The sequence below is a fragment of the Amylibacter marinus genome (assembly GCF_030160015.1).
GTDB lineage: Bacteria > Pseudomonadota > Alphaproteobacteria > Rhodobacterales > Rhodobacteraceae > Amylibacter > Amylibacter marinus.
The window spans coordinates 159,314-183,094 of the sequence record NZ_BSNN01000008.1; the positions used below are offsets into that span (position 1 = coordinate 159,314).

Sequence of the window (23,781 nt, forward strand, 5' to 3'; positions counted from 1 at the left end):
CAATATAAAGAGGCAATATACCAAATCAATCATGCAAAAACGCAAAGAGGCTCCATGGCAAATTGGGATGACTACCGCGTATTCCTAGAGGTCGCGCGCCGCGGCTCTCTCTCTGGTGCGGCCCCTGCATTGAAAATGGATCCAGCAACAGTGGGGCGGCGCATTCAACGCCTAGAAACCGCACTAAAGGCCACATTATTTGTGAAACTGCAACGCGGCTATGTTCTAACCGAGGCTGGGCAGAAATTACAAGATCAAGTCGAACAGATGGAGAGCACCGAGAAATCCCTACAGGGGACGATTTTCGAACAAGCCAATAGCCTAAGCGGATCCATTCGCATCGGTGCACCCGATGGTATCGCGAACTTTATTCTACCGAAAATCTGTGCCGAGTTTTGCAGCCTGCACCCCAATCTGGATTTGCAAATCTTATCGTTGCCGCGGGTTTTTAGCCTATCTAAACGCGAAGCAGATATCGCATTGATGGTCACGCCGCCGACCTCTGGCCGCCTGATGGTACGCAAGGTTTCGAACTATCACCTGCATCTTGCCGCGCACCGTGATTATCTGGCCCAACACCCCGTCCCCACCACCAAACAGGCGCTGAAAAGCCACAGGATCATCGGCTATATCCCCGATTTAATATTCGATAGCTCTTTGGATTATAGCGCCGAGATCACCCCAAATCAGGGGCCAAACCTGTCCTCTAACTCGGTATCGGTTCAGATGCAGTTGGCCCAAAACAAGGGTGGAATTTGTCTGGCGCATGATTTTGCATTACCCCATTTTCAGGGTCTACAGATGCTGTTACAGGATCAGGTATCCGTTCAGCGCTCTTTCTATCTAGTGCGCCATAAGGATGATGTACAAAACCACAAAATTTCTGCAGTTTCCAAATTCTTGACCCAAGGCGTAAAATCCGAAATCTCACGCCTTGAATCCTTGGTTAAATCCGCACCTAGTGGGTAACGATCTCTGGGCCCATCACCGCATTTGGCAATATGGTAGAAATCGCTGGAATGTATGTGATCATGATCAAGAACACGAACATGATCGCCAGAAACGGTAGTGCCGCGCGCACAACACCCATCATCGACATATTAGCAACCCCAGCGGTTACAAACAGGTTCAGCCCAACCGGCGGTGTGATCATGCCAATTTCCATGTTCACCACCATGATGATGCCCAAATGGATGGGATCAATCCCCAGCTCGATGGCGATCGGGAATACCAAAGGCGCCACAATAACCAACAGACCAGAGGGTTCCATAAACTGTCCGCCAATCAACAGGATGATATTGACAATAATCAAGAACATCACCGGCCCAAATCCATAGGATATCATCGCCTCGGTGATCTTTTGGGGTAGTTGCTCGTCCGTAATCACATGTTTCAGCAACAACGCATTGGCAATCACAAACATCAGGGTGATGACCAATTTACCCGCCTCGAACAATGTGCGCCGCGTATCCTCGTGCCACAACGCCGTTACCAAGGCCTGTGGTCGTTGCAAGAGAGAGGATTTCACACCATCTTCCCCTGCGGCCAGCGGCCCCATGTCACGATAGATAAAAGACGCCACAATAAAGGCATAGATCGATGCCACCGCCGCCGCCTCGGTTGGTGTGAAGATCGCGCCAGTAATGCCGGGGATGCCATAGATCCCAATCATAATAATCGCAATCAACAACAGGCCCCATACAGCATCAGAGAAGCTTTGATAAACCTCGCGCCAGCCCTTCCACTCGCCAGACGGCATGTTCTTTACACGCGCCATCACATAGATCCCAATCATCAGCATGGTACCGGCCAACAGCCCAGGAATAACCCCGGCCAAGAACATACGCCCTACCGAGACCTCTACCGCTGCCGCATAGACAACCATCACAATCGAGGGCGGAATAAGAATGCCCAAGGTTCCCGCATTACAGATAACCCCAGCGGCAAACTCCTTGGTATAGCCAACCTGACGCATGGCCGCGATCACAATTGATCCAATCGCCACCACAGTGGCAGGAGAAGACCCCGATAGGGCGGCAAAAATCATACAGGCCAGAACACCGGCAATGGCCAACCCCCCGCGAAAATGACCCACCAATGCAATCGAGAATCGAATGATCCGCTTGGCCACTCCACCCGTAGACATAAACGAGGATGCCAAAATAAAGAATGGGATCGCCAGTAACGTTGAATGCCCCTCAAAGGCCTCGAACAGGGTTTGCGCAACAGAGGCCAAAGAGCTGTCTGAAAACACCAGCAAAAAAAGGATAGACGATAGGCCCAAGGACACGGCAATCGGAACGCCGATCAGCATTAGTCCGATCACCATCGTGAATAATAGTAACAGTTCCATTTATTTACCCTCTTCTTCGGCCAGTGCTTTGCCAGCCTCGGCCACATCATCTTCTGCTTCGTGGCTGACAATCATCATATCGATCTCGCCGCGCCACACACGCGCACCTGCCTGAACAAACCGAAATAACAACAGCGCCATAGACAATGGCATCACCAAGTAGGGCACAACCTTGGGCAATTTTTCATACTCGGCCCCCCCGTTGAATACATCCTCTAGCCAGCGCAGAAAAAACGGCACAGGAATATCTTGGGTTTCATACCAGCCATTGCCGCGGAATTTCTCGACGAATCCCATGGGAAACCAGCGCCCCTCGGTCGGGGGCAGGTTGGCATAGGGCGCCCAGTAATCCCAAGCCCCCTTCATCAGCAAGGCGGCATAAAGGATACAGCACCCCGTCACCACCAGCGCCAAGGTACGCCTGCGTTCTGGGCTTGCCATATTCACCAAGGCATCAACCCCAAGATGTGCGGTTTTCTTCACCGCATAAGAGGCCCCCAGCAATACCAACCAAGCGAACAAAAACACCGTCAATTCTAGCGCCCAAAAAATATTAGAAACAAAAACATAGCGCGCAACAACATTGGCGAATGTCAGCACTGTCATGATCCCCAACAACAATGCGATTATGTTTTCTTCTAGATGATCAATTCTAGATCCTGAATTTGTCATTTCAGCTCCCCAAATGAAAACGCGGCCAAACTGGCCGCGTCTCACTGTTCTTTTACGTTTCTACATAGACGCCTTATTGGCTTTTTGTGCCGCGGCAATATTTGCCTTGCCTACATCGCCTTCAAACTTGGCCCAAACAGGCTTCATCGCGTCTACCCATGCGGCGCGTTGCTCGGCTGTTAGTTGGCGCACAACGCCACCAGCATCAATTACCGCCTGCTTCGCTGCGGCGTTAACAGCGGTGGATTCCTTGTTGCGTGTCTCAGTTACCTCAGAAACAATCGTTAGGAATTGATCACGCACATCTGCATCCAAGCCATTTAACCAATCCACATTGGTGACCAAAAGGTAATCCAGAATACCGTGATCTGTTTCGGTGGTTCCGTCTTGAACCTCGAAGAACTTCTTGCCGAAAATATTCGACCACGTATTTTCCTGACCGTCTACAACCCCCTGCTGCAAGCCGCCATAAACCTCAGAGAAGGCCATCTTCTGCGGGCTGGCACCCATGGCTTCCATTTGGGCAACCAACACATCCGATGACTGTACGCGGAATTTCAAACCATTGGCGTCACTTGGAACCAAAAGAGGCTTGTTTGCAGACATTTGCTTCATGCCATTGTGCCAATAGGCCAGTCCCTGTAGCCCGCGGTTCTGCATGCTATCCAGCATGGCTTGACCAGCATCGGATGCCTGAAACGCCTCTACAGCATTGATATTGTTAAACATAAACGGCAAGTCGAAGATGCGGAATTGCTTGGTGAATTTTTCAAATTTTGACAAAGAGGGTGCGGCCAATTGCACATCACCCTGCAACATGGCCTCTAACACCTTATTATCATTATACAGCGTCGAGTTCGGAAAAACCTCCATACAGGCCTTGCCGTTCATCTCGTCATTTACCCGTTGCTCCAGCAGGCTAGCGGCAATTCCCTTAGGGTGCTTGTCCGTGTTGGTTACGTGGCTAAATTTAATAACCACCTCGCCGGAATCACAAGCGGCGCTGGCGATGGATGGCACTAAGGCAACTGCGGCAACACAGGCCGCTTTTAACATAATTTTCATTGTTCTCTCCCAATTGATTACACGTGTTCTAATCGTGCTAGCATTATAAAGCTGTCATAAATTCTTTAGGCAAATCCAATATGCCCCCCGAAAATAAAGATTATTTTACAAACAGTTATCAATACGCAATCTCATGGATGTTCTGTTTGTGTGGTAATCCACACATTTTTCTTGCGCCTCTGTCCTTGGATGATCATGCTGAAAATCGATCCTAAACAGGCCGATTCGATCCTTAAATGACCCTGCTTCAACGCCCCCTTATCATTGCGCTTTACACGGTTTTTGCTTTGCTGTGTGGATTTGCAACTTATCAGTTGGCCTATAAGGCCGGCTTGGATCGGCTGGCAAAAACAGGGCTAGTACGTATAGCACAGGCCAACGATCGATTGTTGGGACAGCTATCAAAAATCAAAATAATTCCAGTCCTGCTTTCGGAAAGCCCGATTATCATCGAGGCCATTTCAAAACCGCAAGAAATCAACGCATTTCTTCTAGATAAAGCGCTGGTATCCGGTGTTGATCGCATTTATGTCGCGCATACAAACGGCAATGTTCTGGCCTCGTCTGATGTAAATACCCCCGCCTCTCATCTGGGGAAAAATGTTTCTAATCACCCTGATTTCATCGCCGCTAAAAATGGCCGCCTAGGGTTTAGTCATCACCTGAACCCAGACAGCAACGCACGCGAATTCCATTATACCAGTGGTATTTTTTCAGACACAGGGCCAACCATTGGCGTGGTTGGTGTGCATATCAATATCTCTGAATTAGAATTTGAATGGGCCATTGACGAAGTGCCTATTGCCTATTTTGATGCCACAAACACCATTTTTGTGTCAAATCGCCCTCAACTGGCCTTGCGCAGCTTTCACCACGGGCCCAATGCTCTCATCCCCCAAAGTGACCGCTTTTGGGGTCATCAGATAGTGCGGTTCAAAAATAACAGCACTTTGGCGGATAACAATCTGATACTCTCGCGTTTTATCCCACAATTGGGCATGACAGCCGTGGCCTTTCTGGATACCAGCGCGATTAAAGATACCGCCCAAATGCAATCAATGCTGGCCATTACCTTGCTTACAGCACTTGGTCTTGGCCTGACTATATTGGCCCAGCGCCGCCAAAGCCTATCCGATCAACTGGCCCTAGAAGAAGAAGCAAATTCGAAACTAGAGGCCCGCGTCGAGGCCCGCACCAAACAATTGCGCAGCGCCCAAAACCAATTGGTTCAGGCAGGCAAGCTTTCGGCGTTGGGCCAAATGGCAGCAAACCTAAGCCACGAGCTGAATCAACCCCTTGCCGCCATGCAAAACTTTTCGGAAAATGGCACCAAGTTGCTGGCTAAGGGCCGCGCAGGCGAGGCACAAGTCAATTTTTCCATGATCCAAACCCAAGTAGATCGCATGACTCGCATCATCCGAAATCTGCGCGCTTTTAGCCGGAAAGAGAACGAAGAAATTGAAACGGTGAACCTACAGGATGTGATCAAGGACGCGCTGACCCTAGCCGAGACACGATTGCAAAGGGAGGAAACTGTACTGATCCGCCATGGGAATACCGAACCGCTGTGGGTAAAGGGCGGGCAAATCCGCCTGCAACAGGTGCTGATCAATCTGCTAAACAATGCCATGGACGCAATGGCGCACCAAGAAACCCGTTGTATCACGCTGTTTACTGAATGCACGGCCGAAACCGCCTCGGTGCGCCTGCGCGACACTGGCACCGGGCTAGAAAATCCCAACCGTGTCTTTGAGCCGTTCTATTCCACCAAGGATCGCGGCGCCAGCAAGGGGTTGGGGCTGGGGCTATCAATTTCCTATGGAATTATCGGCAGTTTTGGCGGTCATCTAACCTGCAAAAATTTGCCTGAGGGTGGCGCAGAATTCCAATTAGATCTCAACAGAATAGACCAAAGAGATAGGCCTTGAAAAACCAAGTTTTATTAATCGAAGATGACGATGCAATGCGCTATTCCTTGGCGCAAACACTGGATTTAGACGGGTTCAGCGTACTGCAGGCCAATGGCCTGTCACAGGCCAAGCGCAGCATTCGCGCCAATTTCAATGGCGTGATCCTCTCAGATATTCGCATGCCCCAGAACGATGGGTTTGATGTGTTGAATTACACCCAGTCCATTGATCCAGATCTACCGTTGGTGATGCTGACAGGCCAGGCAGACGTGCCGATGGCCCTGCGCGCTATGAAGGCCGGCGCCTATGATTTCTTAGAAAAGCCCTGCTCAACCAGCGATCTTTTGGCCGTGCTTCACCGCGCATTGGAAATGCGAAAGCTCACGCTATCCAATCGACAGATGGAACAAAAACTGCGCCGTCAAGATGCTGCGAGTCTACATTTTCCGGGTGCATCCGCACCCAGTGCTGCATTGCGCGCGGATTTGCGTCGCGCTGCCGTCGGGGATGTGAATATTCACCTTACAGGCCCCGTTGGAGTAGGTAAAAAGCTCTGTGCCTATACCATTCACATGCTCAGCCAACTACGCGTTGAAAACCTGTCGCTTAACTACGAACTGAACCCACAGTTGGATATCCGCAAGCTTGCAGTCCCCGATGTGCTCTGCGATCTCTCCCTAAAAAACCTGCACGTTACTACGGATCAGCAACAGCTAGATCTGATCGCATTTGCCAACCAACACGCCAACCTGCGCATCATTTCCTCTAGCCCCGCCCCGCTGGAAACCTTTGCCTCCGTTTCCCTGATCGATGCTTTAAATCCCGCCCTTGTCCATGTGCCATCTTTGGAGGATCGGCGGGCAGATATCATTACAATATTTGAAACCTTTGTGCGACTGATCGCGCGCGGGCAAAATATTGATGTGCCCAGCCTAACACCAGAAATCCGCGATGACGTTGCCGCCCGCGACTGGCCTGGTAATCTGCCACAACTGCGCAGCTATGCCAATTCGGTGGTTCTGGGCCTAAGTGCACGGGGCAGTCATGCCAGCGACCTGAGCTTGGCAGATCAAATGGATGCCTATGAGAAACTGGTGCTAAGCGAGACATTAAAGCGCTATAATGGTCAGGCTAGCGCCACTGCCGCCGCGTTGGGCCTACCACGCAAAACCTTTTACGACCGCCTAACGCGTCACGCGCTGCGACCCAAAGATTTTAAATCAGGATAGATCCGCAGGGTCTGCACGGGTAATAAACACCACCTCATGCCCATAAGAAACCATCTTGCGTGCCTCTGATAGCGCGGTTTCACCCTGCCCTTCTCCCCCCCCATAGGCCGCGCGCGCCGCATCTCTGCGGGCCAGCTCTAGGATCTCTTCGTGGAAGCCACGCTCATAGAACACATGATCTGCCTCTTGCAGGGCCTTAACATCACGCAGGGTGCGCAGATCGCTGTTAGGCTCTGATGCATGCACAAAAACCAAGCGGCTCTCGTTTACAATCTCAGCGCCCTTGACCGCAATTTGATCCTCGACCAAACCATATGCGCGCTCTCTTGCGCCAATCTGAAAGGCCTTGCGCGGGGCATCGGCAAACACCCAACGCCAAAAATTACGCCGTTGATTTTCAGGCACCATCTGTGCAACCCGCTGGCGCATCCGCCCCGCAAAGGCCGCAAACTGCCCCAAATCAGGTTCTAACATCACCTCGATCGCGGTCTTAATCTGGCGCCCCAACACAGGTGCATCCCCCTCGGTGCCGATTGCCACAACCAGTGGCGCACGATCCACAATAGAGGGTGTCATCGCCTCGCAGAACTCGGGCATATCCACCACGTTAATCAGGGTGTTGCTCTCTTTTGCCATCTCAGCATGGGTCGCACCCTCGGCAACATCACCGGTCGCAGAAAACACCAGTTGTGCATTGCGCATCATTTCCACAGTTAAGGGGGGGGTAATGTGGTGAATGCGCCCCTCGGCCAAATACCTCGCCAGCTCAGGCTCTAATTCCTGCGCTACGACGCTTATCTGGGCGTTGGTTTTCAGCATCAGGCGGGCTTTTTGCGTGGCCTGTTCGCCCCCCCCGATGATTAAAACCTGCCGATCCACCATGCGTAGGAACATCGGGAAATTATTCATGCTCATAGCTGAGTCTCCATTTGCGCATCCCATAAATCCTGCGCGCGTGTTAGCGCGGCTTGAAACGCGATGTTCTCTCGCTGTTGTAACACCACCGCGGCGGTAGTCTGTACAATTGATCGAGCAAAGGCATTCTCCTCTTTGCCTTGCCAGACCCGTAGAAGCGTATCCGCATCATCGCTGGCATCGGCTAGGCGCGTTGCCTTCATATCCTGTGCTGCGATCGTATAGGTAGTGTCGCTGCGATCCTTTAGGCAATATACCTCGGTGGCCTTACTGGGGTTGCATTCAAATTCCCCCCCGCCACCTTTGATCACCGCCATAGCGCGCTGACCCAGCAATTGGCTGGCCGATACCTGTAGGGCACGATAGCTGGGATGGAATACCCCAAGTACGCTTAGATCGGCACATGTGGGGTTAAATGCACGGCAAGCGGTGTTGACCGGACTGCGTAGCCCCAGAACATCGCGCAGTTGTAACAACTCTAGCGTTGGCGCACTGATTGTAGCCAAAGGCGTATAGGCAAAACCATCGCGTGCCAAGGATGCGCTGGCCTGTTCCACGGTTCCACAAACAGGCAGGCCCAGCGCTTGAACCGCCTGCATGACCCCCGCGCGGGATTTTTGATGTGAGTTCCAGCCATGCATGAATACACGGTGCCCCGCGCGCGCCACCAACAGGGCCGATAGCAAGAACCAAGGCACACCGCGCGTGCGCCCCGCGGCATAGCTTGGCCAATCAATATCCGCCGGTAGGCCTGCCCACTCTGGCGCTTGTTGGCGCATCGCCTGTACAAATCCTGCGATTTCAGCCCCAGTTTCTCCGCAATAGCGCATTAACATAAACAATGCCCCCACTGCATGAGGGGATGCGGTGCCAGATAAAATCTGTTCCATTGCATCGCGGGCTTCATCTTGGGAGAGATTGCGCCCCTTGGAAGGGCCACGACCCATGGCATGTACGTATTTGGATAGATCACTCATGCTCATGGTCTATCTCTGATGTATAGACAGAGTCCAGCACTAGACCACCTGTCCCGCAGCCCAACCAGAAGACCACGCCCATTGGAAATTATACCCCCCCAACCATCCGGTCACATCAACCACCTCACCAATAAAATAGAGGCCCGGGTTCTTGCGCGATTCCATGGTTTTGGCGTCCAGCTCGTCGGTATTCACCCCACCCAGCGTAACCTCAGCGGTGCGATACCCCTCTGAGCCCACAGGCTTTATCCGCCAGTCATTCAACGCATCTGCAATAAGGCGTAGGGATTTATCAGATTGATCTGCGAGGTTTCGATCCAAACTCAATCCCTCTGCAATAAACCCCGCCAAAGATTTCGGCACGATATCCTGCAAGGCCGTCTTGGGGGCAATACGCCCGTTTTCGGCGCGTTTCGCACGCAATACCCCAAACCCATCAACCTTGGGGGCAAGGTTTATCGAGACCTCGTCGCCCTCGCGCCAATAGGACGATATCTGTAGTATCGACGGCCCTGATATGCCACGGTGGGTAAACAGAAAACCCTCGTCAAAACGTTGGCCATTGCAGCCCACAGATGCAAAAACAGATGTACCCGCCAAAGGTTTGATGCGCGCCAAATCACTGGGCGCAAAGGTCAGAGGCACCAATGCTGGCCGTGTTTCCACCACAGATAGACCAAATTTCTCGGCAATCTGATAACCAAACCCCGTGGCGCCGATTTTGGGAATCGATTTCCCCCCACAGGCCACCACCACGGCCCTAGAGACCATCATTCCGGAAGACAGGCTTACCTGATATTCATCCGTACGATCGATAGATTTAACCGAGGTATTCAGTGCTACTTCCACACCTGCCGCCTGCATTTCGCGCTGTAACATCGCGATAATTTCCTTGGCCGAACCATCACAGAACAATTGCCCCAAGGTTTTCTCGTGATAGGCAATCCCGTGGCGGCTGATCAAATCGATAAAATCCCACTGGGTGAACCGCGACAATGCCGAGACAGCAAAATAAGGGTTTTGCGAGATGAAATTTTCACGATTGATATCTAGGTTGGTGAAATTACAGCGCCCGCCACCAGATATTCTGATCTTTTCGCCAATAGATTTGGAATGATCCACCACTAGAACAGAGCGCCCGCGCTTACCTGCCTCGATAGCACACATCATTCCCGCAGCACCTGCGCCGATAACTATTACATCATACTTCTTCATAAAACCGCGCTTACGGTGCCTGATCAAATTAAACAAGAAAAAGGTGCATTTTTGGTCTTGCGGACTCAGAATAAGCGGCGTAAACAGCGCGCAGTTGGGTCGTAGCATAATGGTAATGCACCGCTTTTTGGTAGCGTAGAGTGTAGGTTCGAGTCCTACCGACCCAGCCAATCTCCTCAGATCGCTCATTTCTTATATCTGTTGCGCTGCACGGGTCTGCCCGTGACAACGGGTCTGAAATTGCATCAAGATACCTGCCATGGTACATAGGCCACTCTATCGCCAAAACTTGTAAATACAGTTTCAGAGGATGCTATGGAAACAGAATTCACCCCTCTTCTCTCTGCTATCGGAGGATGTTTAATCGGCCTGTCAGCGGTTGCATTGATGTATTTCCATGGCCGTATTTTTGGGGCGACAGGTATATTGGCGGGTCTGTTAGCCCCCAGCTCTGCTCAGGATTTCTCTTGGCGGGTGGCGGTGGTCGCGGGCATGATATCTGGGCCGATTGCGGTGGCCCTGGTCACGGGTTCCTTGCCCGATGTTGATATCCCCGTATCCAGCAATATGTTGGTGCTTGGGGGATTGATTGTGGGCATCGGGGTAACCCTTGGGTCGGGCTGTACTTCTGGCCACGGCATTTGCGGGCTGGCACGGTTTTCGCCCCGCTCGCTACATGCCACGATTACGTTTATGATCTTCACCTTCATCAGCGTCTATAGTGTACGCCATATTCTGGGGCTATGATTATGCGTCTTTTGTCTCTTTATCTTATTGGGCTGATGTTTGGTATCGGCATCTCTATTTCTGGAATGGCAAACCCTGCTAAGGTTCTGAACTTTTTCGATATCATGGGGGCTTGGGATCCATCGCTGATTTTTGTGATGGGTGCGGGCCTATTGGTCACTGTGATCGGCTATCGGCTGGTTTTGGCACAGGATGCCCCGCGCTATGGCGATAGGTTTCGCCTACCAACCAAGCGAGACATTGATCCCCGCTTGATCGCTGGCTCGGCCTTGTTTGGGATCGGCTGGGGCATCGCGGGATTTTGCCCGGGCGGCGCAGTGCCGGCCCTTGGCACGGGGCGTGCGGGCGTATTTATATTCATCGTCTCGCTGATTTGCGGTATTTTCATCACCAAACGTATTCTGCACAACCAAACCGCCCCCTAGTATTATCAGTGCCCCCCCATGGGATAACCGCATGCAAATCTGATTGCACCCAACCCTGATCGTGGGCTATGCATCCAATACCCCATAACCCCGAGGCCCAGATGAAGTTAACACAAATAGAAGAATCAGTTTTCGTCAGTGGGCAAATCACCATCGGAGATCTACAAGACATTGTAGAACAGGGGATCAAAACGATCCTGTGTAATAGGCCTGATGGCGAAGAGGTAGATCAGCCAAGCTATGCCGAGATCAACGATGCCGCCGCGGCATTAGGCCTGAAATCCGCCTATATCCCAGTTTCTCCCCGCGGTCTTACCCAAGAAAACATCGATGCCTTTGCCGATGCTTTGGGCAATGCGCCCAAGCCCATTTTGGCATATTGCCGCACTGGCAATCGCTCGGCAGTCCTATTTCAAGCGGCGCGCTAGCCACGAAAAATTCACTAAATTACCCCCTGACATAGGGGCCATTGGTGTTCCCAAAGTAGCTTCGGTTTTCAAAGTCAAATTCCCTAGCATATTTCACCATAAAATGCGCAAGGAATGTATTTATGCTGATCCTGATACGCGGGTCGGTCTCCATGAAATCATAGGGGCTATCAAGCGTTTTCCGCATCAACTCAGACCACCGTTGCGCGCCCTTGTCATTCATCAGTTGCAGCGCATTATGGGTGTGGTGGAGGCTGAGTCGATACTCAGCGCCATGATAAAATGGGCCACCGCCCATTACATCAATCCACATGGCCGCTTGGGTATTTACATGATGATACATCGGGCCGACATTTTCAAAAACAGATGTAAACCACGCCTCATCCTGATACACTCGCGTATAAAAATCTCTGACAATGCGTACAATCGGGCGCTTGCCCAAAATCGAATATAGTTGCCAAAATTGAATAGGTTCATCGGGGTCATCGGGCGCAGTCAGCGAAACAACCTCTGCGATGCTATCGGCGTTTTGGGGTAATATCCCCCTCTCTATCGCGGATTTGATATAATCTTTCTGGCTCTTTTCGCTCATATACCCATGACTGGTCGCATAGCGCGCGAGGCTGGTTGTTGTCATTGCATTCCTCTTTCACGCCCTTGATCTAGCGCGGCCGGATTACTGCCCCCCATTATGCGCCAGCAAGCAGACTTGGAGGGCGCGCCGCTAGCCCAGACGTGCACGGTCATGGGGGCTGGTAAAATCAACAAATGGGCCCTTGGGGATGATCCGCGTAGGGTTTACACTGTTTTGGCTGGCGTAGTAATGGTTTTTGATGTGTTCCATATTGACGGTCTCGGCGATGCCTGGCTGTTGGTACAAATCCCGCAGATACCCCGATAGATTGGCGTAGTCTGAAATCCGACGGATATTACATTTAAAGTGTGCCACATATACGGCATCAAACCGTACGAGTGTGGTAAACAGGCGCCAATCGGCCTCGGTGATTACGTTTCCGCACAAATAGCGCTGACGCTCCAGGCGTTGGTCCAACCAATCAATCGTTGCAAACAGAGGGGCCACGGCCTCGTCATAGGCCTCTTGGGTGGTCGCAAAACCCGCCTTATAAACGCCGTTGTTTACCGTGTCATAAATACGCTCGTTTAGCGTATCAATTTCCCCACGTAGAGGCTCTGGATAGAAATCACCGGGCTTGGCGCCGATGCCATCAAAGGCGGAATTGAACATGCGAATAATTTCGGGCGATTCATTAGATACGATTGTCTGGGTTTTCTTATCCCACAGCACAGGCACAGTTACGCGGCCAGAATAATCCTGCGCTGCGGCGGTATAGATCTCGTACATATACCGCGCGTTGTGAATGGGGTCATCGATGACGCCATCCCCTGCCTGAAACGTCCAGCCGTTTTCGGCCATGTACCAATGCACAACAGAGATCGGGACCATCTTTTCCAGGCCCTTTAGCGCCCTAAATATAAGGGTTCGATGCGCCCACGGACAGGCCAGAGACACATAAAGATGATAGCGATCCGGCTCTGCCATAAACCCTGCATCACCACCCGGCCCTGCAGAACCATCAGCGGTAATCCAGTTCCTAAACTGCGGGGCCTTTCGTATAAATCGCCCCCCCGTTTCCGATGTATCATACCATTGATCTACCCAACGACCGTCTTGTAGCAATCCCATATTCTATACCTCTGTTAAGCGCACCCCCAAGTGGCGCCGCCCCACCAGCGTAGGCAAGAAATTCGGTTGCGGCAATGATATAAACACCGCCGCACCACCGTCGACCTATCCTCAGAACCACCTACAAAGCCATACTAGCGATATAGCCCTCGCTCAGGCACAAGCGTATCCAGACATGCCCTTGGCAGTTTTTTAGGCTTTACTGTGTTGATCCGCAGCTGAAAAACCACGCTCAAGACGGCCCGAGCCTCCATCTCTCTGCGTTAATGGCGTATCATGATTATGCGGCTTCCTCGGCGCGGCGCCACATTGGGAAAGGATCAGGGTAATCGGGCAAATCGTCTGGGCCAGCGGCCGCCAATGCAGGCACCAAACACCCATCAAGGCGCGCCCTTAGCGCAGGCCAATCTATGCCCGCCCCAATGAACACCAGCTCTTGGCGGCGATCCCCCAAGGCTCTTGCCAATGGGTCTGCATATAATCCCGCACACCCTCGTGATCTGGCCAGCTTTCTTTGGGTACCGATGCCCACCACGTACCCAGCGGCGTGATGCTGGACAATGCCCCAGCAAGGGAAAATTCCGCCACCCAGCCCGGTCTGGTAGAAATCCAGAAATGCCCCTTGGCGCGAATTACGCCAGATAATTCTCCATTTAATGCATCCATGATCTTTGCAGGTACAAAGGGGCGACGCGCCCGATAAACGAAGGACGCGACGCCGTATTCCTCGGTCTCTGGGGTATGATCCGCAAACCCATAAAGCTCTTTAGCCCACATCGGGTGTTCCTGCACCTTTTCAAAATTAAATAGCCCCGTATCAAGGATTTCTTGCACAGGCACATCCGAATGATCGGTCTCGATAATTTTGGCATCGGCATTCAGGCTGCGAATGATCTTGCGCGCTGCATCCACGCGCTGCGGCCCCGCATCCGTCACCTTGTTCAGCACAACAACATCCGCAAATTCAATCTGATCAGTCAACAAATGCACCAATGTGCGCTCGTCCCCCTCGCCCAGTGTTTCGCCGCGATCCTGTAGGAAATCATGGCTGGCAAAATCAGTCAGTAGGTTCACGGCATCCACAACCGTAACCATGGTGTCCAGACGCGAAACATCCGATAAGCTCTGGCCCGTCTCATCACGAAAATCAAACGTGGCGGCCACGGGCAATGGCTCGGAAATACCAGTGGATTCGATCAGCAGATAATCAAAGCGCCCCTCAGCGGCTAGGCGGCGCACCTCTTCCAGCAAATCGTCCCGCAGAGTACAACAGATGCACCCGTTCGACATTTCAACCAATGTCTCGTCTGTGCGGCTTAGCTCGGTGTCGGCACGCACCAAATCAGCATCAATATTGACCTCTGACATATCATTTACAATCACAGCCACCCTGCGGCCCTCGCGATTGTTTAGGACGCGATTTAATAGGGTTGTCTTTCCAGCTCCTAAAAAACCAGAAAGAACCGTGACGGGAAGGCGGATTTCAGACATAATATCTCCAGTTGTCAGCGAACACATCACGAAACTTAAATAGTTACGAGAATAATGCAACAGCAAATGTTACGTATGAATTCCCATTGAAGGATCTACCCCGATGAAACGCAACTCTCGCCTGTCACTGGCCCTGCACACCCTGGGCCATATGGCCGTAAATCCACGAAAAATGCGCACATCGGCCGAAATCGCCGAACATGCCGGCACCAACCCCGTGGTGGTACGCCGCGTCCTTGGAAAATTACGCCAAGCAGGCCTGCTGATCTCCGAGAAAGGCCACGCTGGCGGTTGGCAGTTGGCCCGTGAACCACAGGAAATCACGTTGGCGGATATCTACTTGGCGTTAGACGAGAGCCTGATCGCCACTGGGCGTACAGAGGAACCCTCGCGCTGTTCTGTGGAACATGCCCTACATCAAAAGGTCGCATCAGTGATGGCTGATATTGAGAAAAGCCTGATCGAGAGACTAGCCAGCACCACAATCGCCGAGGTCGGGGGCGCAGAGTCCGGCCACCTTTAGGCCTGCGCTGCCCTATGGGCAATCGACCCTAAATTGCCTGTGCCACCCGCATTGGCCTGCATCAAATAGCGGGGGGGGTCGCGCGTTCCTGCTAGGGGAAACAGCCCCGCCTCGGTGCTGGCCGCCCCCTTGCGATCCAGCCAGCCACCCTTGTGACGCGCCAACAGGTTGGGCGGCACATCCACGATCAGTTCTAGTTTCTCGTGCAGGGCCTTTGCGGCGCGCTTTGCGATAATCTGGCCGTTAATACCCTCCTAGAGGACTGCGTGATCCGTTATACCTCACAGAAATGATTGCCCCCGCCAATGGTGCCCAAGGACTGTGGAAACGCATCAGAAGTATAAAAAGTGGTGATGGCCGCGCAACGATCCGACGCAGATCCATCTAAGATAGAATTGCCCATAGAGTATTCCTAATTTTAAATTTTGGAAATCTGACCTGTGGTCAGCATAGATGATCCAAGAGGAAGGCGTCTCGCCCTAGGCTTGGATCCACCCGTTCAGGGCATGAAACAAAATAGTCATATAAATGCCCCTTCGATTGAGCGTTAAAATCAGGTCACACGACCAGCAAGGGCCGCGTCATAGGCTCATAGCCCCCGCCTGATCAACACACCCGACACCAATGCCGCTACTGTTCTATTCGGTCACGCTTGTCCAGCTTAGGTCAAACTTGTTTAGGTATTTCTTTAACCGGTCTGCATCGTTTTTGCTCTTCTTTTGCACACGTGATGCGCCAAACAGACGCCGCCCAGCCGCGCTTAGGCTTTCGCTTTCGCGACAGGCACGAATTACATGGGCCAGCTGCACGCGATCGAACTCATCGACATCGCTGATAGATCCGCCCATGACATCCGCCAATAGCTTGGTGTCCGCGTTCTCGGCAGTATTTTCCCACTGTTGGCTTAGCGTTTCGATCTCGCGCTCGACCATTGCCAATGTAATGCGCCCGCGCGGCGCCAATGTGCACATGCGTTGCATTGATGCGCTTAGATCGCGAAAATTACCTGCCCAATGGGTGGCGGGATTGGTTGCAAATTGTGAATACCGCTTGGCCGCATCCGCATTAAAGCTGAACCGCATACCCAATAATTTTTCGACACGGGCCAGTTCAAAATCCAAATTTGGCTGAATATCTTCGGGGCGCTGGCGTAATGAAGGCAGATGAAATGTCCACAGATTAAGCCGCGCAAACAGATCGGGGCGAAATTTCCCTTGCGCCACCAGCTGGGCCAAATCCCTGCTGGCCCCAGCGATCAAATGAAAGCGGCTGGTCACTTCGTAATCAGATCCCAGCGGAAAGTATTTGCCACTTTCGACCGCGTGTAAAATAATCGCCTGCTCATCCAAGCCCAGCTCGTCGATTTCATCCAAGAACAGGATGCCGCCATTGGCCTCTTGCAAAAGCCCGCCGCGCTCTGATTGCGTGCCCATCGCGCCGCGCCGATGGCCAAACAACGTCGACATCGCCCGTTCGCCCTTTAGAGTGGAGCAGTTCACATGCACCAAACGCCCTTTTACACGGCGGCGCTGTAGTTTTAGCTCGTAGAGGCGCGATGCCAGCTCTGATTTTCCCGTGCCCGTAGGGCCCAGCAACAACAAAGGCGCATCCGAGGTGGTGGCCACCAGTTCCATGCGTTCGATCAAGGCATTGAAATCACTGCTTCGCGTTTCAATCCCGCCCTTTAGCAGGGTGTTATATTCTTGGTGGACCAGATCAAAGCGTTTTTGCAGTGCATTATATTTGGAAAGATCAAGATCAACGACCTGAAAAGATCCCGCAGTGTCATCACCCTCGCGTGGTGGGCTGGTTTGAATCAATTTGGCAGGGATATGGCGCGACTCGGTTAGCAGGAACCAACAAATTTGCGCCACATGCGTACCCGTGGTCAGATGCACATGATAATTCTCGCGTTCGTCATCAAACCCATAGTCGCGTGCAAAATCAAACAAGGCCCCATACATCTCTTCGAAATCCCATGGGTCTTGGAAATTAATTTCCTGTAGCAAAACCTCGGTTTCTGGGCTGATGGCTGTGATGCCCTGTTTTACGTCATGGGCCAGACGACGATACCGCATATCATGGATCAGCTCGAAACGCGCCACAGGGAAATCTGCATGCTGACACAGCTGTATCGATGGGCGCCATTTGCGTTTGCGGCCCATATCCAATTGCGTGCCAAGGAATCCAATCACAACGTTTTTCTTCATATCTTATCTTAAATTATAAACTCGTATAAATTTCAATAGCTATATTCTTAGAGAAACCTCTCATTCCTAATTTTACTCAACAAAACCAACCAGTTACGCATTTTGTTATTTTCCTTCCTGCCTGACCTCTTTTCCACCAAACAAGTAGAAAGAAACAGAAAGGACGAAAGCAATGGCAAATACATCTCTATTCGCATCATACAAAGGGCCACAGCGCCTGCCCATAACAGCCCAAAAAGCGTCTTGCGAAACCCTGTCCCTCTGACCTGAAATTAATGAAATAAGGAAACATTTCTTGGCGAATGCCGATGGAACTACATCTGATATGTCGTTGTCGCGGGTTCGATTCCCGCTCTTGTAAATGCAGGATAGCTCAGTTGGTAGAGCGCGCCCGTTTCATCCCCTTGTCGTCAAGGTTTTACAAAGGATAAAATTATGACTGATACACAAACAGAAATCACATCCGAGCTTTTGAAATCTTGGGGGCATACCCCAAGCCCTGCTTTTGGCAAGGCCTTGGCCGAGGGTCAGGCGGCTTTGACTGCGGGCTACGACCTAGAACAAATCCGCGCAAAACTGCAGCGCCTTGTCCCGCCCCCTGCGCTGCCTACACTGCCGTTACACGGGGTTGGCGAAATCCCTTTTCACGTGAACATTGATGCTCAGGATGCGGACGAGGTGAAGAACGTAGAGGATGTGAAAAACACCATGACTATGGTGATGCGCACGCCAACGGTTGTCTCTGGCGCAATCATGCCCGATGCCTGCCCCGCAGGCCCTATCGGCACCATCCCAGTGGGCGGCGTTGTTGCCGCGCGAAACGCGCTTCACCCGGGCATGCATTCTGCGGATATTTGTTGCTCTGTTATGTTGTCCAACCTTGGCGATGCAGACCCAAAGGCCGTGCTAGATGCCGCGCAATCCATAACTCATTTCGGCCCAGGTGGGCGCAAGCAGGGCCAGCGCTTCACCGTCAGCCAAAAGCTGATCGATGCCTTTGCGGCCAACCCTTTTCTAAACAGCCAGAAAATGCGCCGCATGATGGTTGAGCATATGGGCACCCAAGGCGACGGCAACCATTTCTTGTTCGTGGGTAAATCCCGCGCAACGGGCGATACCTGTATGATCACCCATCACGGGTCGCGTGGGCCGGGGGCTGTTTTGTACAAGTACGGCATGGAGGTGGCGGAAAAATTCCGCAAGAAATTGTCACCCGAAACGCTGAAACAAAACGCATGGATTCCTGCGGATACACAAGAGGGGCGCGATTACTGGGATGCCCTGCAATTGATCCGCAAATGGACCAAGGTCAATCATAGCGGCCTGCACCAAGCAACGGCGGATGCCATCGGCGCAGGCGTAAAGGATCGTTTTTGGAACGAGCATAACTTCGTGTTTAAACGCGAGGATGTGTATTACCATGGCAAGGGTGCCACCCCTGCTTGGAACGATTACGCATCCGATGCCACAGGGCTGACCTTGATCCCGCTGAATATGTCAGAACCGGTGTTGGTGGTGAGAGGCAAAGACCGCGATCACGGCCTAGGCTTCAGCCCGCACGGCGCCGGCCGCAATTATTCGCGCAGCGAGCACAAGAGGCGCAAGGTTGGCATAACGCCCGAGCAATTGCTGATGGCCGAAACCGCTGGCTTGGACATCCGGTTTCACGCGGGGCCAGTTGATGCCTCTGAATTGCCGTCCAGCTATAAATGCGCCGATACGGTGGTTGAGCAGATCAAGAAATACGATCTGGCCGAAATCACCGACTATATCGACCCATTTGGTTGCATCATGGCGGGGGATTGCCCCCCACCGTGGATGTCCAGAAAGGCCCGTAAAGGCCGCAGATAAAACACCACCAGCGGGCCAACCGCTGGTGGTTTGATGCAAAAACATGCCCCAATCACGGCATTTTCTGCTGTCATATCTGTAGAGTTTCACAGAAATTTGCCATAGGTCGCCCCCAACAGGCCCAGAAACCCTATAAATCAATCATTGGCCGCAACCCCTATATCAACATAACCCCGGATAACGCCACCTTGCTCAGAGCAGCCAGAAATTTACTCTTATTTAATGCGCACACCACAGCCTTTCCAGTGATCCCGATGCACCTGCATGGGGCTAGACAGGTGGGTCATGTAAATTCGAATTTGCAAAGACTGCCGCTCTCAGCTTAGCGTTGGATCTAACCCTATGTTAAGCTATCAAAGACCTTTATGTGATTACGGCCTTGCTGTTGTCATTCACAACAGCTGCGCGCGCGGCAACCTGTGGTGTGGTTGTCTCTGATATTAGTATTGCCAATATCGAGCTGCGATCAGGCGTTAGCAATCAAGCAATCTCCAGCCTTACATTTACCAGCGCCGCTCCGTTGCTTGGCTTGGTTGGTGCTTGTATCCGCCTTGGGGCTGGCTCTGGCGGTTTTGGCACATCCAACAGCCCACGCGACCTATCCCATGGCTCGGGCCCCGGCGGCGGTAAATTAACCTATCAGCTTCGGCCAAATGGCTTCAACAGCTCGAATGGGATCTGATCTGACCGCTTTATTGTGGTGCCCATATCACCCAAGGCACGCCATCGGACGGATCCGGGGCGTATTCCTCGATCTTCAGCGGATCAGATGCGCTGATTGAATACGACATGAACAGCTGTTCAGATACGGGGGCGCAACACACCTTGGGGTGATCTGCCCACCAATGACGTGGGTTCAATGGTCATTGGCTGCGCCCAAACATTCAATGCCTATGGGCGCGTGCATCAAGGCCTGGCACCCGCATTCGGCTCATACGCAGACTTGGTTATTGTCACGGTCGAATATTCGGTTCGCAGGCCACCAGCTGGCACTGCGAAACCGATAGGTTGATATGATCAAAGGCATGGGGGCCTTGCTGATCTACCCGCAGAAACCTACCTGTCGCGAAATGCCTTCTGGAAATAACTTGCGATCGGTCTGGTCAAATAGGCAATGGGTTTTTCTGGTTGCGTAGAGATAAAGGCCGTTACGTCCATTCCGCTGACCAGCTTTTGGTGCATCAGGGCTGCATTCTCACGGTGCGAAATTTCCACAAAGGCCTCGTAGACGTATTTTTTGCGAATAGGATCCAAGGTCACATCGGCAGCAATATGCGAAATCCGACCCGATAGAATAGGCAAGGCACGCGCATTGTAGGCGCGAAATTGCAGACGCGCATCTTGTTGTTGAAACACTTGATCAATATCCACGCTTTCCACTTGGACAATGGCCTGCATGGTCTCTTGCTGGGGAATTATATCCAAAATTGGGGCCGCCGCGCGGATAACAAACCCATTCCCCGTCACCTTTAGGTTATGGATTGTACCGGCGATCGGGGCGCGCAGAACCGCCAAGCGCTGTTTGTAAATCACCGCCGAACGCTTGGCGATGGTTTCCAAAATCTCTGGCTCGATACGATCCAGTTCAATTTGGGCCTGATTGCGGGCCGTGTCCAGCGCATTGCTCTCGGACAGCTGATGCTCATTTAGCTTTTCCAGCAGCTCTCGCTGAACCGCACTCAGGCGCCCTATTTCGCCCGCTCTGTTGATGCGCTGTCGTTGCAGTGCTGAAACCCCAGATTGCCTTGCCCAGCCCGCGGCAAACAGACTGCTCTCATCAGAAAGCTCCTGCTCGATTACCGCCAGTTCGTCACGCTGTGCAGATATCTGCACATCGACCGCATCAATCTGCGCCTGCACCTGATCTATGCGGTTGTCGATGAACGCACGCCCGCGCAACAGCTGATCCCTATGGCGCTGTAACACGGCCTCTTGCGAGGCGATCCGCTCGGCCAATCCATTTATTTCTCCAATTTCAGAAATCAGCCCCCCCAGTTTGGGCAGGTGATCCAATCCGTCTCGCTCGGCGATCAAGCGGATGCGCCGCGCCAACAGCTCCGCCAAGATTTCATCGATAGACAATAGCTCTATCTTCAGCTCTTTTGAATCCATGCGCGCGATCACATCACCCGCGTCCACATAATCACCCTCGCGCACTAACACATCGCTAACGATACCGCCTATTGGGTGGCTTAGCACATGGGTGTCTTCCACTGTTTGCAGACGACCATGGGCAATAACCGCACCAGATATTTCGACCGACACAGACCAATACCCCAGCCCCAACACTACCAACAAAATGGCCCCAAGCCCAACCCGCAGGGGCATCCCATCCCTAATCGCAGCAGTAAGCCCTACAGGGTTCATCAACCGCCCCCCGCCATCAACAGCACCGCATCTTGTGTTTGCTTATTACCGTGCACCAGACGACAACGACGCTGCGCAAGGCGATATAAATCGGATTTAAACGGCAGAGTGCTGGCCCTGCGCTCCAGCAGAACTAAGCTGCCCCCACTTGCAACATAGGCTTTGAGCGTCTCGGTGCATTGGGGCAAAAACACATCACTTAGATAGGTTGAGGGCTGATCAATAACCAAAAGATCAGGCTGACGATAGACCGCACGCGCCAAGGCCAATAATTCTCGCATGGATTTTGCCAAGGGCAAGCCCAACTCGTCTATCTGGGTTTGATAGCCCTGTGGCAACTCTAGGATTTGGCGGTGGATTTGTGCAAACTGTGCGGCGCGTTGAATTTCCGCACGATCCTCTGCTTGGTCAAAACCCGAAATATTGTCAGCCAAACTACCTTTTACAAAGACAGGAATTTCCGCCACATATCCAATAGTTTTTGCCAATTCATCGGCGCTAAGCACGCTGGCGCGCACACCGCCGATTAAGACCATCCCAGAAAAGGGCCGCGCCGCCCAGACCATCGTTTCGCCCATAACGCTCTTACCACATCCCGCAGGGCCCTCTATCTGCACAATTTTTCCGCGCCCAATTTTCATGTTCAACTGCTCCAACAGGGGCTCTTGCGTTAACCCAGCCCGCAGATGCACATCGCGCAGCTCTAGTACCGGGGCCCCCTTCACAGGCGCCACAGCAATCCTGTGATCTGCGCGGTGGCGTTGCGCAAAAGTGGCGCCAATAACAGACCAATTTTCTCGGCATTGTCGCAGGCCTGGGATGGTTTTTAAAAACGCAAGAAAAGGTAGGAACACTCGGTTCAGCATAACCACACTGGCCACCATCCCCCCAATCGTCAGCTGATTTCCCAGCACCAGCCCCGCGCCCGCGCTGATTACAAAAACCGCAAATAACCAGCGGATCGTAGAGAGCGCTACATTAAACCCAACCGCAATATCATTGCTGTTCACGGACGCATTGCGCGACAGCCGGCGCTTATCTAACAGCCATTTCGCCTTGCTATCGCCGCCATATTGCCCGGATAGCCAAACCCCTGATTTCTCTAATGTGCGCATTGCACCTGTGGCCTGTTTCGAAATTTGCTCAGCACTGTGGCGCAGATTGGATGTTAGAAACCGCCCGCTAAAAAATACTGCCCCCAAACAGGCCAACCCCAACAGCGACAACAGGCCGATGATCGGGCTAATGATAAAAACAATCCCAACAAAAATCGGAATCCACACCACATCCACCAAGTTCAACAGCCCGCCAGATTGAACAAAGGCCCGCAACGCATCCAAGCGCCCCAATCCAAGGCTGTTTTGCTCATTACTATTGGTCGAATATGGGGGCAGCAACAGCAGATCAGCCTCCAGATCACGCTGAATTGCCACCGCAAATCGCACCAGTAACCGCCGCCGTGCATAATCGATAAACCCCATGGCCACGATTAACAAAGATGCAATCAACGTTAACGCCATAAGGGTTTCGATCGAGCGCGCATTCAACACCCGATCATAAACCAACAGCATAAAAAACGGGGTGGCCAAAGACAAAATGGCCACCACAAAGCTGAACCCGAAGGCCCAAAACAACAGCCAGCTGTGCGTCCAGAAGGCGCGCCAGTGCTTGTTTTGGAAACTCTCTTCACCAGACATC

23 protein-coding genes, 1 tRNA gene and 1 pseudogene are annotated in these 23,781 nt (G+C 52.4%); 11 read left to right on the forward strand and 14 right to left on the reverse strand.

Going from position 1 to position 23,781, the window contains the following annotated elements:
- Positions 1 to 54 precede the first annotated feature (54 nt).
- On the forward strand, positions 55 to 969 hold the full coding sequence (locus tag QQL62_RS12225; protein WP_284379666.1) for a LysR family transcriptional regulator: 915 nt from the start codon (positions 55 to 57) through the stop codon (positions 967 to 969).
- Here the strand turns inward: QQL62_RS12225 and QQL62_RS12230 are convergent.
- The 3 genes from QQL62_RS12230 to QQL62_RS12240 are packed head-to-tail and all read right to left on the reverse strand — an operon-like array spanning position 959 to position 4,081.
- Entirely contained in the window at positions 959 to 2,353 is a 1,395-nt protein-coding gene (locus QQL62_RS12230; protein WP_284379671.1) for a TRAP transporter large permease, read from the reverse strand. The genes QQL62_RS12225 and QQL62_RS12230 overlap by 11 nt on opposite strands.
- Complete coding sequence (locus tag QQL62_RS12235) at positions 2,354 to 3,025, reverse strand: TRAP transporter small permease (protein WP_284379673.1); 672 nt, start codon at positions 3,023 to 3,025, stop codon at positions 2,354 to 2,356.
- 60 nt (positions 3,026 to 3,085) lie between these two features.
- Positions 3,086 to 4,081, reverse strand: coding sequence for a DctP family TRAP transporter solute-binding subunit (locus tag QQL62_RS12240; RefSeq protein ID WP_284380066.1), 996 nt, complete (start codon positions 4,079 to 4,081; stop codon positions 3,086 to 3,088).
- A 245-nt stretch (positions 4,082 to 4,326) separates the two neighbouring features.
- On the opposite strand from QQL62_RS12240, the gene QQL62_RS12245 reads away from it, so the two are divergent.
- Complete coding sequence (locus QQL62_RS12245; protein WP_284379675.1) at positions 4,327 to 6,018, forward strand: sensor histidine kinase; 1,692 nt, start codon at positions 4,327 to 4,329, stop codon at positions 6,016 to 6,018.
- Positions 6,015 to 7,229 carry a sigma-54-dependent transcriptional regulator gene (locus QQL62_RS12250; protein ID WP_284379678.1) on the forward strand — a complete coding sequence of 405 codons (1,215 nt, stop codon included), beginning with the start codon at positions 6,015 to 6,017 and terminating at the stop codon, positions 7,227 to 7,229. Before QQL62_RS12245 ends, QQL62_RS12250 begins: the two co-directional genes overlap by 4 nt.
- On the opposite strand, the gene QQL62_RS12255 is transcribed toward QQL62_RS12250, so the two are convergent.
- The 3 genes from QQL62_RS12255 to QQL62_RS12265 are packed head-to-tail and all read right to left on the reverse strand — an operon-like array spanning position 7,221 to position 10,336.
- Positions 7,221 to 8,144, reverse strand: coding sequence for a precorrin-2 dehydrogenase/sirohydrochlorin ferrochelatase family protein (locus QQL62_RS12255; RefSeq protein ID WP_284379680.1), 924 nt, complete (start codon positions 8,142 to 8,144; stop codon positions 7,221 to 7,223). The two genes, QQL62_RS12250 and QQL62_RS12255, sit on opposite strands and share 9 nt — an antisense overlap.
- Complete coding sequence (locus tag QQL62_RS12260) at positions 8,141 to 9,121, reverse strand: glycosyl transferase family protein (protein ID WP_284379681.1); 981 nt, start codon at positions 9,119 to 9,121, stop codon at positions 8,141 to 8,143. Before QQL62_RS12260 ends, QQL62_RS12255 begins: the two co-directional genes overlap by 4 nt.
- A gap of 39 nt (positions 9,122 to 9,160) precedes the next feature.
- Positions 9,161 to 10,336: a BaiN/RdsA family NAD(P)/FAD-dependent oxidoreductase gene (locus tag QQL62_RS12265; protein ID WP_284379684.1), complete on the reverse strand. Its 1,176-nt coding sequence runs from the start codon at positions 10,334 to 10,336 to the stop codon at positions 9,161 to 9,163.
- Between the two features lie 95 nt (positions 10,337 to 10,431).
- Here QQL62_RS12265 and QQL62_RS12270 point away from each other — a divergent pair.
- The 4 genes from QQL62_RS12270 to QQL62_RS12285 all read left to right on the forward strand — a co-directional run bounded on the left by QQL62_RS12270 (position 10,432) and on the right by QQL62_RS12285 (position 11,936).
- A tRNA-Gln gene (locus QQL62_RS12270) sits at positions 10,432 to 10,506 on the forward strand.
- 145 nt (positions 10,507 to 10,651) lie between these two features.
- Positions 10,652 to 11,083, forward strand: a complete 432-nt coding sequence (locus tag QQL62_RS12275) for a YeeE/YedE family protein (RefSeq protein WP_284379686.1) — start codon at positions 10,652 to 10,654, stop codon at positions 11,081 to 11,083.
- A gap of 2 nt (positions 11,084 to 11,085) precedes the next feature.
- On the forward strand, positions 11,086 to 11,508 hold the full coding sequence (locus QQL62_RS12280) for a DUF6691 family protein (protein ID WP_284379690.1): 423 nt from the start codon (positions 11,086 to 11,088) through the stop codon (positions 11,506 to 11,508).
- Positions 11,509 to 11,609: 101 nt separating this feature from the next.
- Positions 11,610 to 11,936 (forward strand): protein tyrosine phosphatase family protein, encoded by a 327-nt coding sequence (locus tag QQL62_RS12285; RefSeq protein ID WP_284379692.1) that lies wholly within the window; start codon positions 11,610 to 11,612, stop codon positions 11,934 to 11,936.
- A gap of 19 nt (positions 11,937 to 11,955) precedes the next feature.
- Here QQL62_RS12285 and QQL62_RS12290 read toward each other — a convergent pair whose 3' ends face one another.
- The 3 genes and pseudogenes from QQL62_RS12290 to QQL62_RS12300 all read right to left on the reverse strand — a co-directional run bounded on the left by QQL62_RS12290 (position 11,956) and on the right by QQL62_RS12300 (position 15,132).
- Positions 11,956 to 12,573 (reverse strand): globin domain-containing protein, encoded by a 618-nt coding sequence (locus tag QQL62_RS12290; protein WP_284379695.1) that lies wholly within the window; start codon positions 12,571 to 12,573, stop codon positions 11,956 to 11,958.
- A gap of 87 nt (positions 12,574 to 12,660) precedes the next feature.
- Positions 12,661 to 13,641: a glutathione S-transferase family protein gene (locus tag QQL62_RS12295; protein ID WP_284379697.1), complete on the reverse strand. Its 981-nt coding sequence runs from the start codon at positions 13,639 to 13,641 to the stop codon at positions 12,661 to 12,663.
- A 280-nt stretch (positions 13,642 to 13,921) separates the two neighbouring features.
- A pseudogene (locus tag QQL62_RS12300) lies at positions 13,922 to 15,132 on the reverse strand (GTP-binding protein).
- A gap of 103 nt (positions 15,133 to 15,235) precedes the next feature.
- Between QQL62_RS12300 and QQL62_RS12305 the strand changes: the two are divergent.
- Positions 15,236 to 15,655 carry an RrF2 family transcriptional regulator gene (locus tag QQL62_RS12305; RefSeq protein WP_284379700.1) on the forward strand — a complete coding sequence of 140 codons (420 nt, stop codon included), beginning with the start codon at positions 15,236 to 15,238 and terminating at the stop codon, positions 15,653 to 15,655.
- On the opposite strand, the gene QQL62_RS12310 is transcribed toward QQL62_RS12305, so the two are convergent.
- The 3 genes from QQL62_RS12310 to rtcR form a co-directional block, all read right to left on the reverse strand.
- Positions 15,652 to 15,840, reverse strand: coding sequence for a hypothetical protein (locus QQL62_RS12310; RefSeq protein WP_284379705.1), 189 nt, complete (start codon positions 15,838 to 15,840; stop codon positions 15,652 to 15,654). The genes QQL62_RS12305 and QQL62_RS12310 overlap by 4 nt on opposite strands.
- Positions 15,841 to 15,929: 89 nt before the next feature.
- Entirely contained in the window at positions 15,930 to 16,058 is a 129-nt protein-coding gene (locus tag QQL62_RS12315; protein WP_284379707.1) for a hypothetical protein, read from the reverse strand.
- A 235-nt stretch (positions 16,059 to 16,293) separates the two neighbouring features.
- On the reverse strand, positions 16,294 to 17,865 hold the full coding sequence (gene rtcR, locus QQL62_RS12320) for an RNA repair transcriptional activator RtcR (protein WP_284379709.1): 1,572 nt from the start codon (positions 17,863 to 17,865) through the stop codon (positions 16,294 to 16,296).
- 435 nt (positions 17,866 to 18,300) lie between these two features.
- Between rtcR and QQL62_RS12325 the strand changes: the two genes are divergently transcribed.
- From QQL62_RS12325 to QQL62_RS13505, 3 genes are all read left to right on the forward strand, one after another.
- Positions 18,301 to 19,716, forward strand: coding sequence for an RtcB family protein (locus tag QQL62_RS12325; protein ID WP_284379712.1), 1,416 nt, complete (start codon positions 18,301 to 18,303; stop codon positions 19,714 to 19,716).
- 385 nt (positions 19,717 to 20,101) lie between these two features.
- Positions 20,102 to 20,398, forward strand: coding sequence for a hypothetical protein (locus QQL62_RS12330; RefSeq protein ID WP_284379715.1), 297 nt, complete (start codon positions 20,102 to 20,104; stop codon positions 20,396 to 20,398).
- 123 nt (positions 20,399 to 20,521) lie between these two features.
- On the forward strand, positions 20,522 to 20,728 hold the full coding sequence (locus tag QQL62_RS13505) for a spore coat protein U domain-containing protein (RefSeq protein WP_431355782.1): 207 nt from the start codon (positions 20,522 to 20,524) through the stop codon (positions 20,726 to 20,728).
- 44 nt (positions 20,729 to 20,772) lie between these two features.
- Here QQL62_RS13505 and QQL62_RS12335 read toward each other — a convergent pair whose 3' ends face one another.
- Positions 20,773 to 22,083, reverse strand: coding sequence for an HlyD family type I secretion periplasmic adaptor subunit (locus QQL62_RS12335; protein ID WP_284379717.1), 1,311 nt, complete (start codon positions 22,081 to 22,083; stop codon positions 20,773 to 20,775).
- Positions 22,083 to 23,780 carry an ATP-binding cassette domain-containing protein gene (locus tag QQL62_RS12340; RefSeq protein WP_284379721.1) on the reverse strand — a complete coding sequence of 566 codons (1,698 nt, stop codon included), beginning with the start codon at positions 23,778 to 23,780 and terminating at the stop codon, positions 22,083 to 22,085. The genes QQL62_RS12335 and QQL62_RS12340 overlap by 1 nt, the downstream gene beginning before the upstream one ends.
- Between the last annotated feature and the right edge of the window lies 1 nt (position 23,781).

Excerpts from the sequence above, each read along its gene's own strand:
- QQL62_RS12225 (WP_284379666.1), top strand. The coding sequence starts at position 55 with ATGGCAAATTGGGATGACTACCGCGTATTCCTAGAGGTCGCGCGCCGC.
- QQL62_RS12230 (WP_284379671.1), bottom strand. The coding sequence starts at position 2,353 with ATGGAACTGTTACTATTATTCACGATGGTGATCGGACTAATGCTGATC.
- QQL62_RS12235 (WP_284379673.1), bottom strand. The coding sequence starts at position 3,025 with ATGACAAATTCAGGATCTAGAATTGATCATCTAGAAGAAAACATAATC.
- QQL62_RS12240 (WP_284380066.1), bottom strand. The coding sequence starts at position 4,081 with ATGTTAAAAGCGGCCTGTGTTGCCGCAGTTGCCTTAGTGCCATCCATC.
- QQL62_RS12245 (WP_284379675.1), top strand. The coding sequence starts at position 4,327 with ATGACCCTGCTTCAACGCCCCCTTATCATTGCGCTTTACACGGTTTTT.
- QQL62_RS12255 (WP_284379680.1), bottom strand. The coding sequence starts at position 8,144 with ATGAGCATGAATAATTTCCCGATGTTCCTACGCATGGTGGATCGGCAG.
- QQL62_RS12260 (WP_284379681.1), bottom strand. The coding sequence starts at position 9,121 with ATGAGTGATCTATCCAAATACGTACATGCCATGGGTCGTGGCCCTTCC.
- QQL62_RS12265 (WP_284379684.1), bottom strand. The coding sequence starts at position 10,336 with ATGAAGAAGTATGATGTAATAGTTATCGGCGCAGGTGCTGCGGGAATG.
- QQL62_RS12275 (WP_284379686.1), top strand. The coding sequence starts at position 10,652 with ATGGAAACAGAATTCACCCCTCTTCTCTCTGCTATCGGAGGATGTTTA.
- QQL62_RS12280 (WP_284379690.1), top strand. The coding sequence starts at position 11,086 with ATGCGTCTTTTGTCTCTTTATCTTATTGGGCTGATGTTTGGTATCGGC.
- QQL62_RS12285 (WP_284379692.1), top strand. The coding sequence starts at position 11,610 with ATGAAGTTAACACAAATAGAAGAATCAGTTTTCGTCAGTGGGCAAATC.
- QQL62_RS12290 (WP_284379695.1), bottom strand. The coding sequence starts at position 12,573 with ATGACAACAACCAGCCTCGCGCGCTATGCGACCAGTCATGGGTATATG.
- QQL62_RS12295 (WP_284379697.1), bottom strand. The coding sequence starts at position 13,641 with ATGGGATTGCTACAAGACGGTCGTTGGGTAGATCAATGGTATGATACA.
- QQL62_RS12305 (WP_284379700.1), top strand. The coding sequence starts at position 15,236 with ATGAAACGCAACTCTCGCCTGTCACTGGCCCTGCACACCCTGGGCCAT.
- QQL62_RS12315 (WP_284379707.1), bottom strand. The coding sequence starts at position 16,058 with ATGGGCAATTCTATCTTAGATGGATCTGCGTCGGATCGTTGCGCGGCC.
- rtcR (WP_284379709.1), bottom strand. The coding sequence starts at position 17,865 with ATGAAGAAAAACGTTGTGATTGGATTCCTTGGCACGCAATTGGATATG.
- QQL62_RS12325 (WP_284379712.1), top strand. The coding sequence starts at position 18,301 with ATGACTGATACACAAACAGAAATCACATCCGAGCTTTTGAAATCTTGG.
- QQL62_RS12335 (WP_284379717.1), bottom strand. The coding sequence starts at position 22,083 with ATGAACCCTGTAGGGCTTACTGCTGCGATTAGGGATGGGATGCCCCTG.
- QQL62_RS12340 (WP_284379721.1), bottom strand. The coding sequence starts at position 23,780 with ATGTCTGGTGAAGAGAGTTTCCAAAACAAGCACTGGCGCGCCTTCTGG.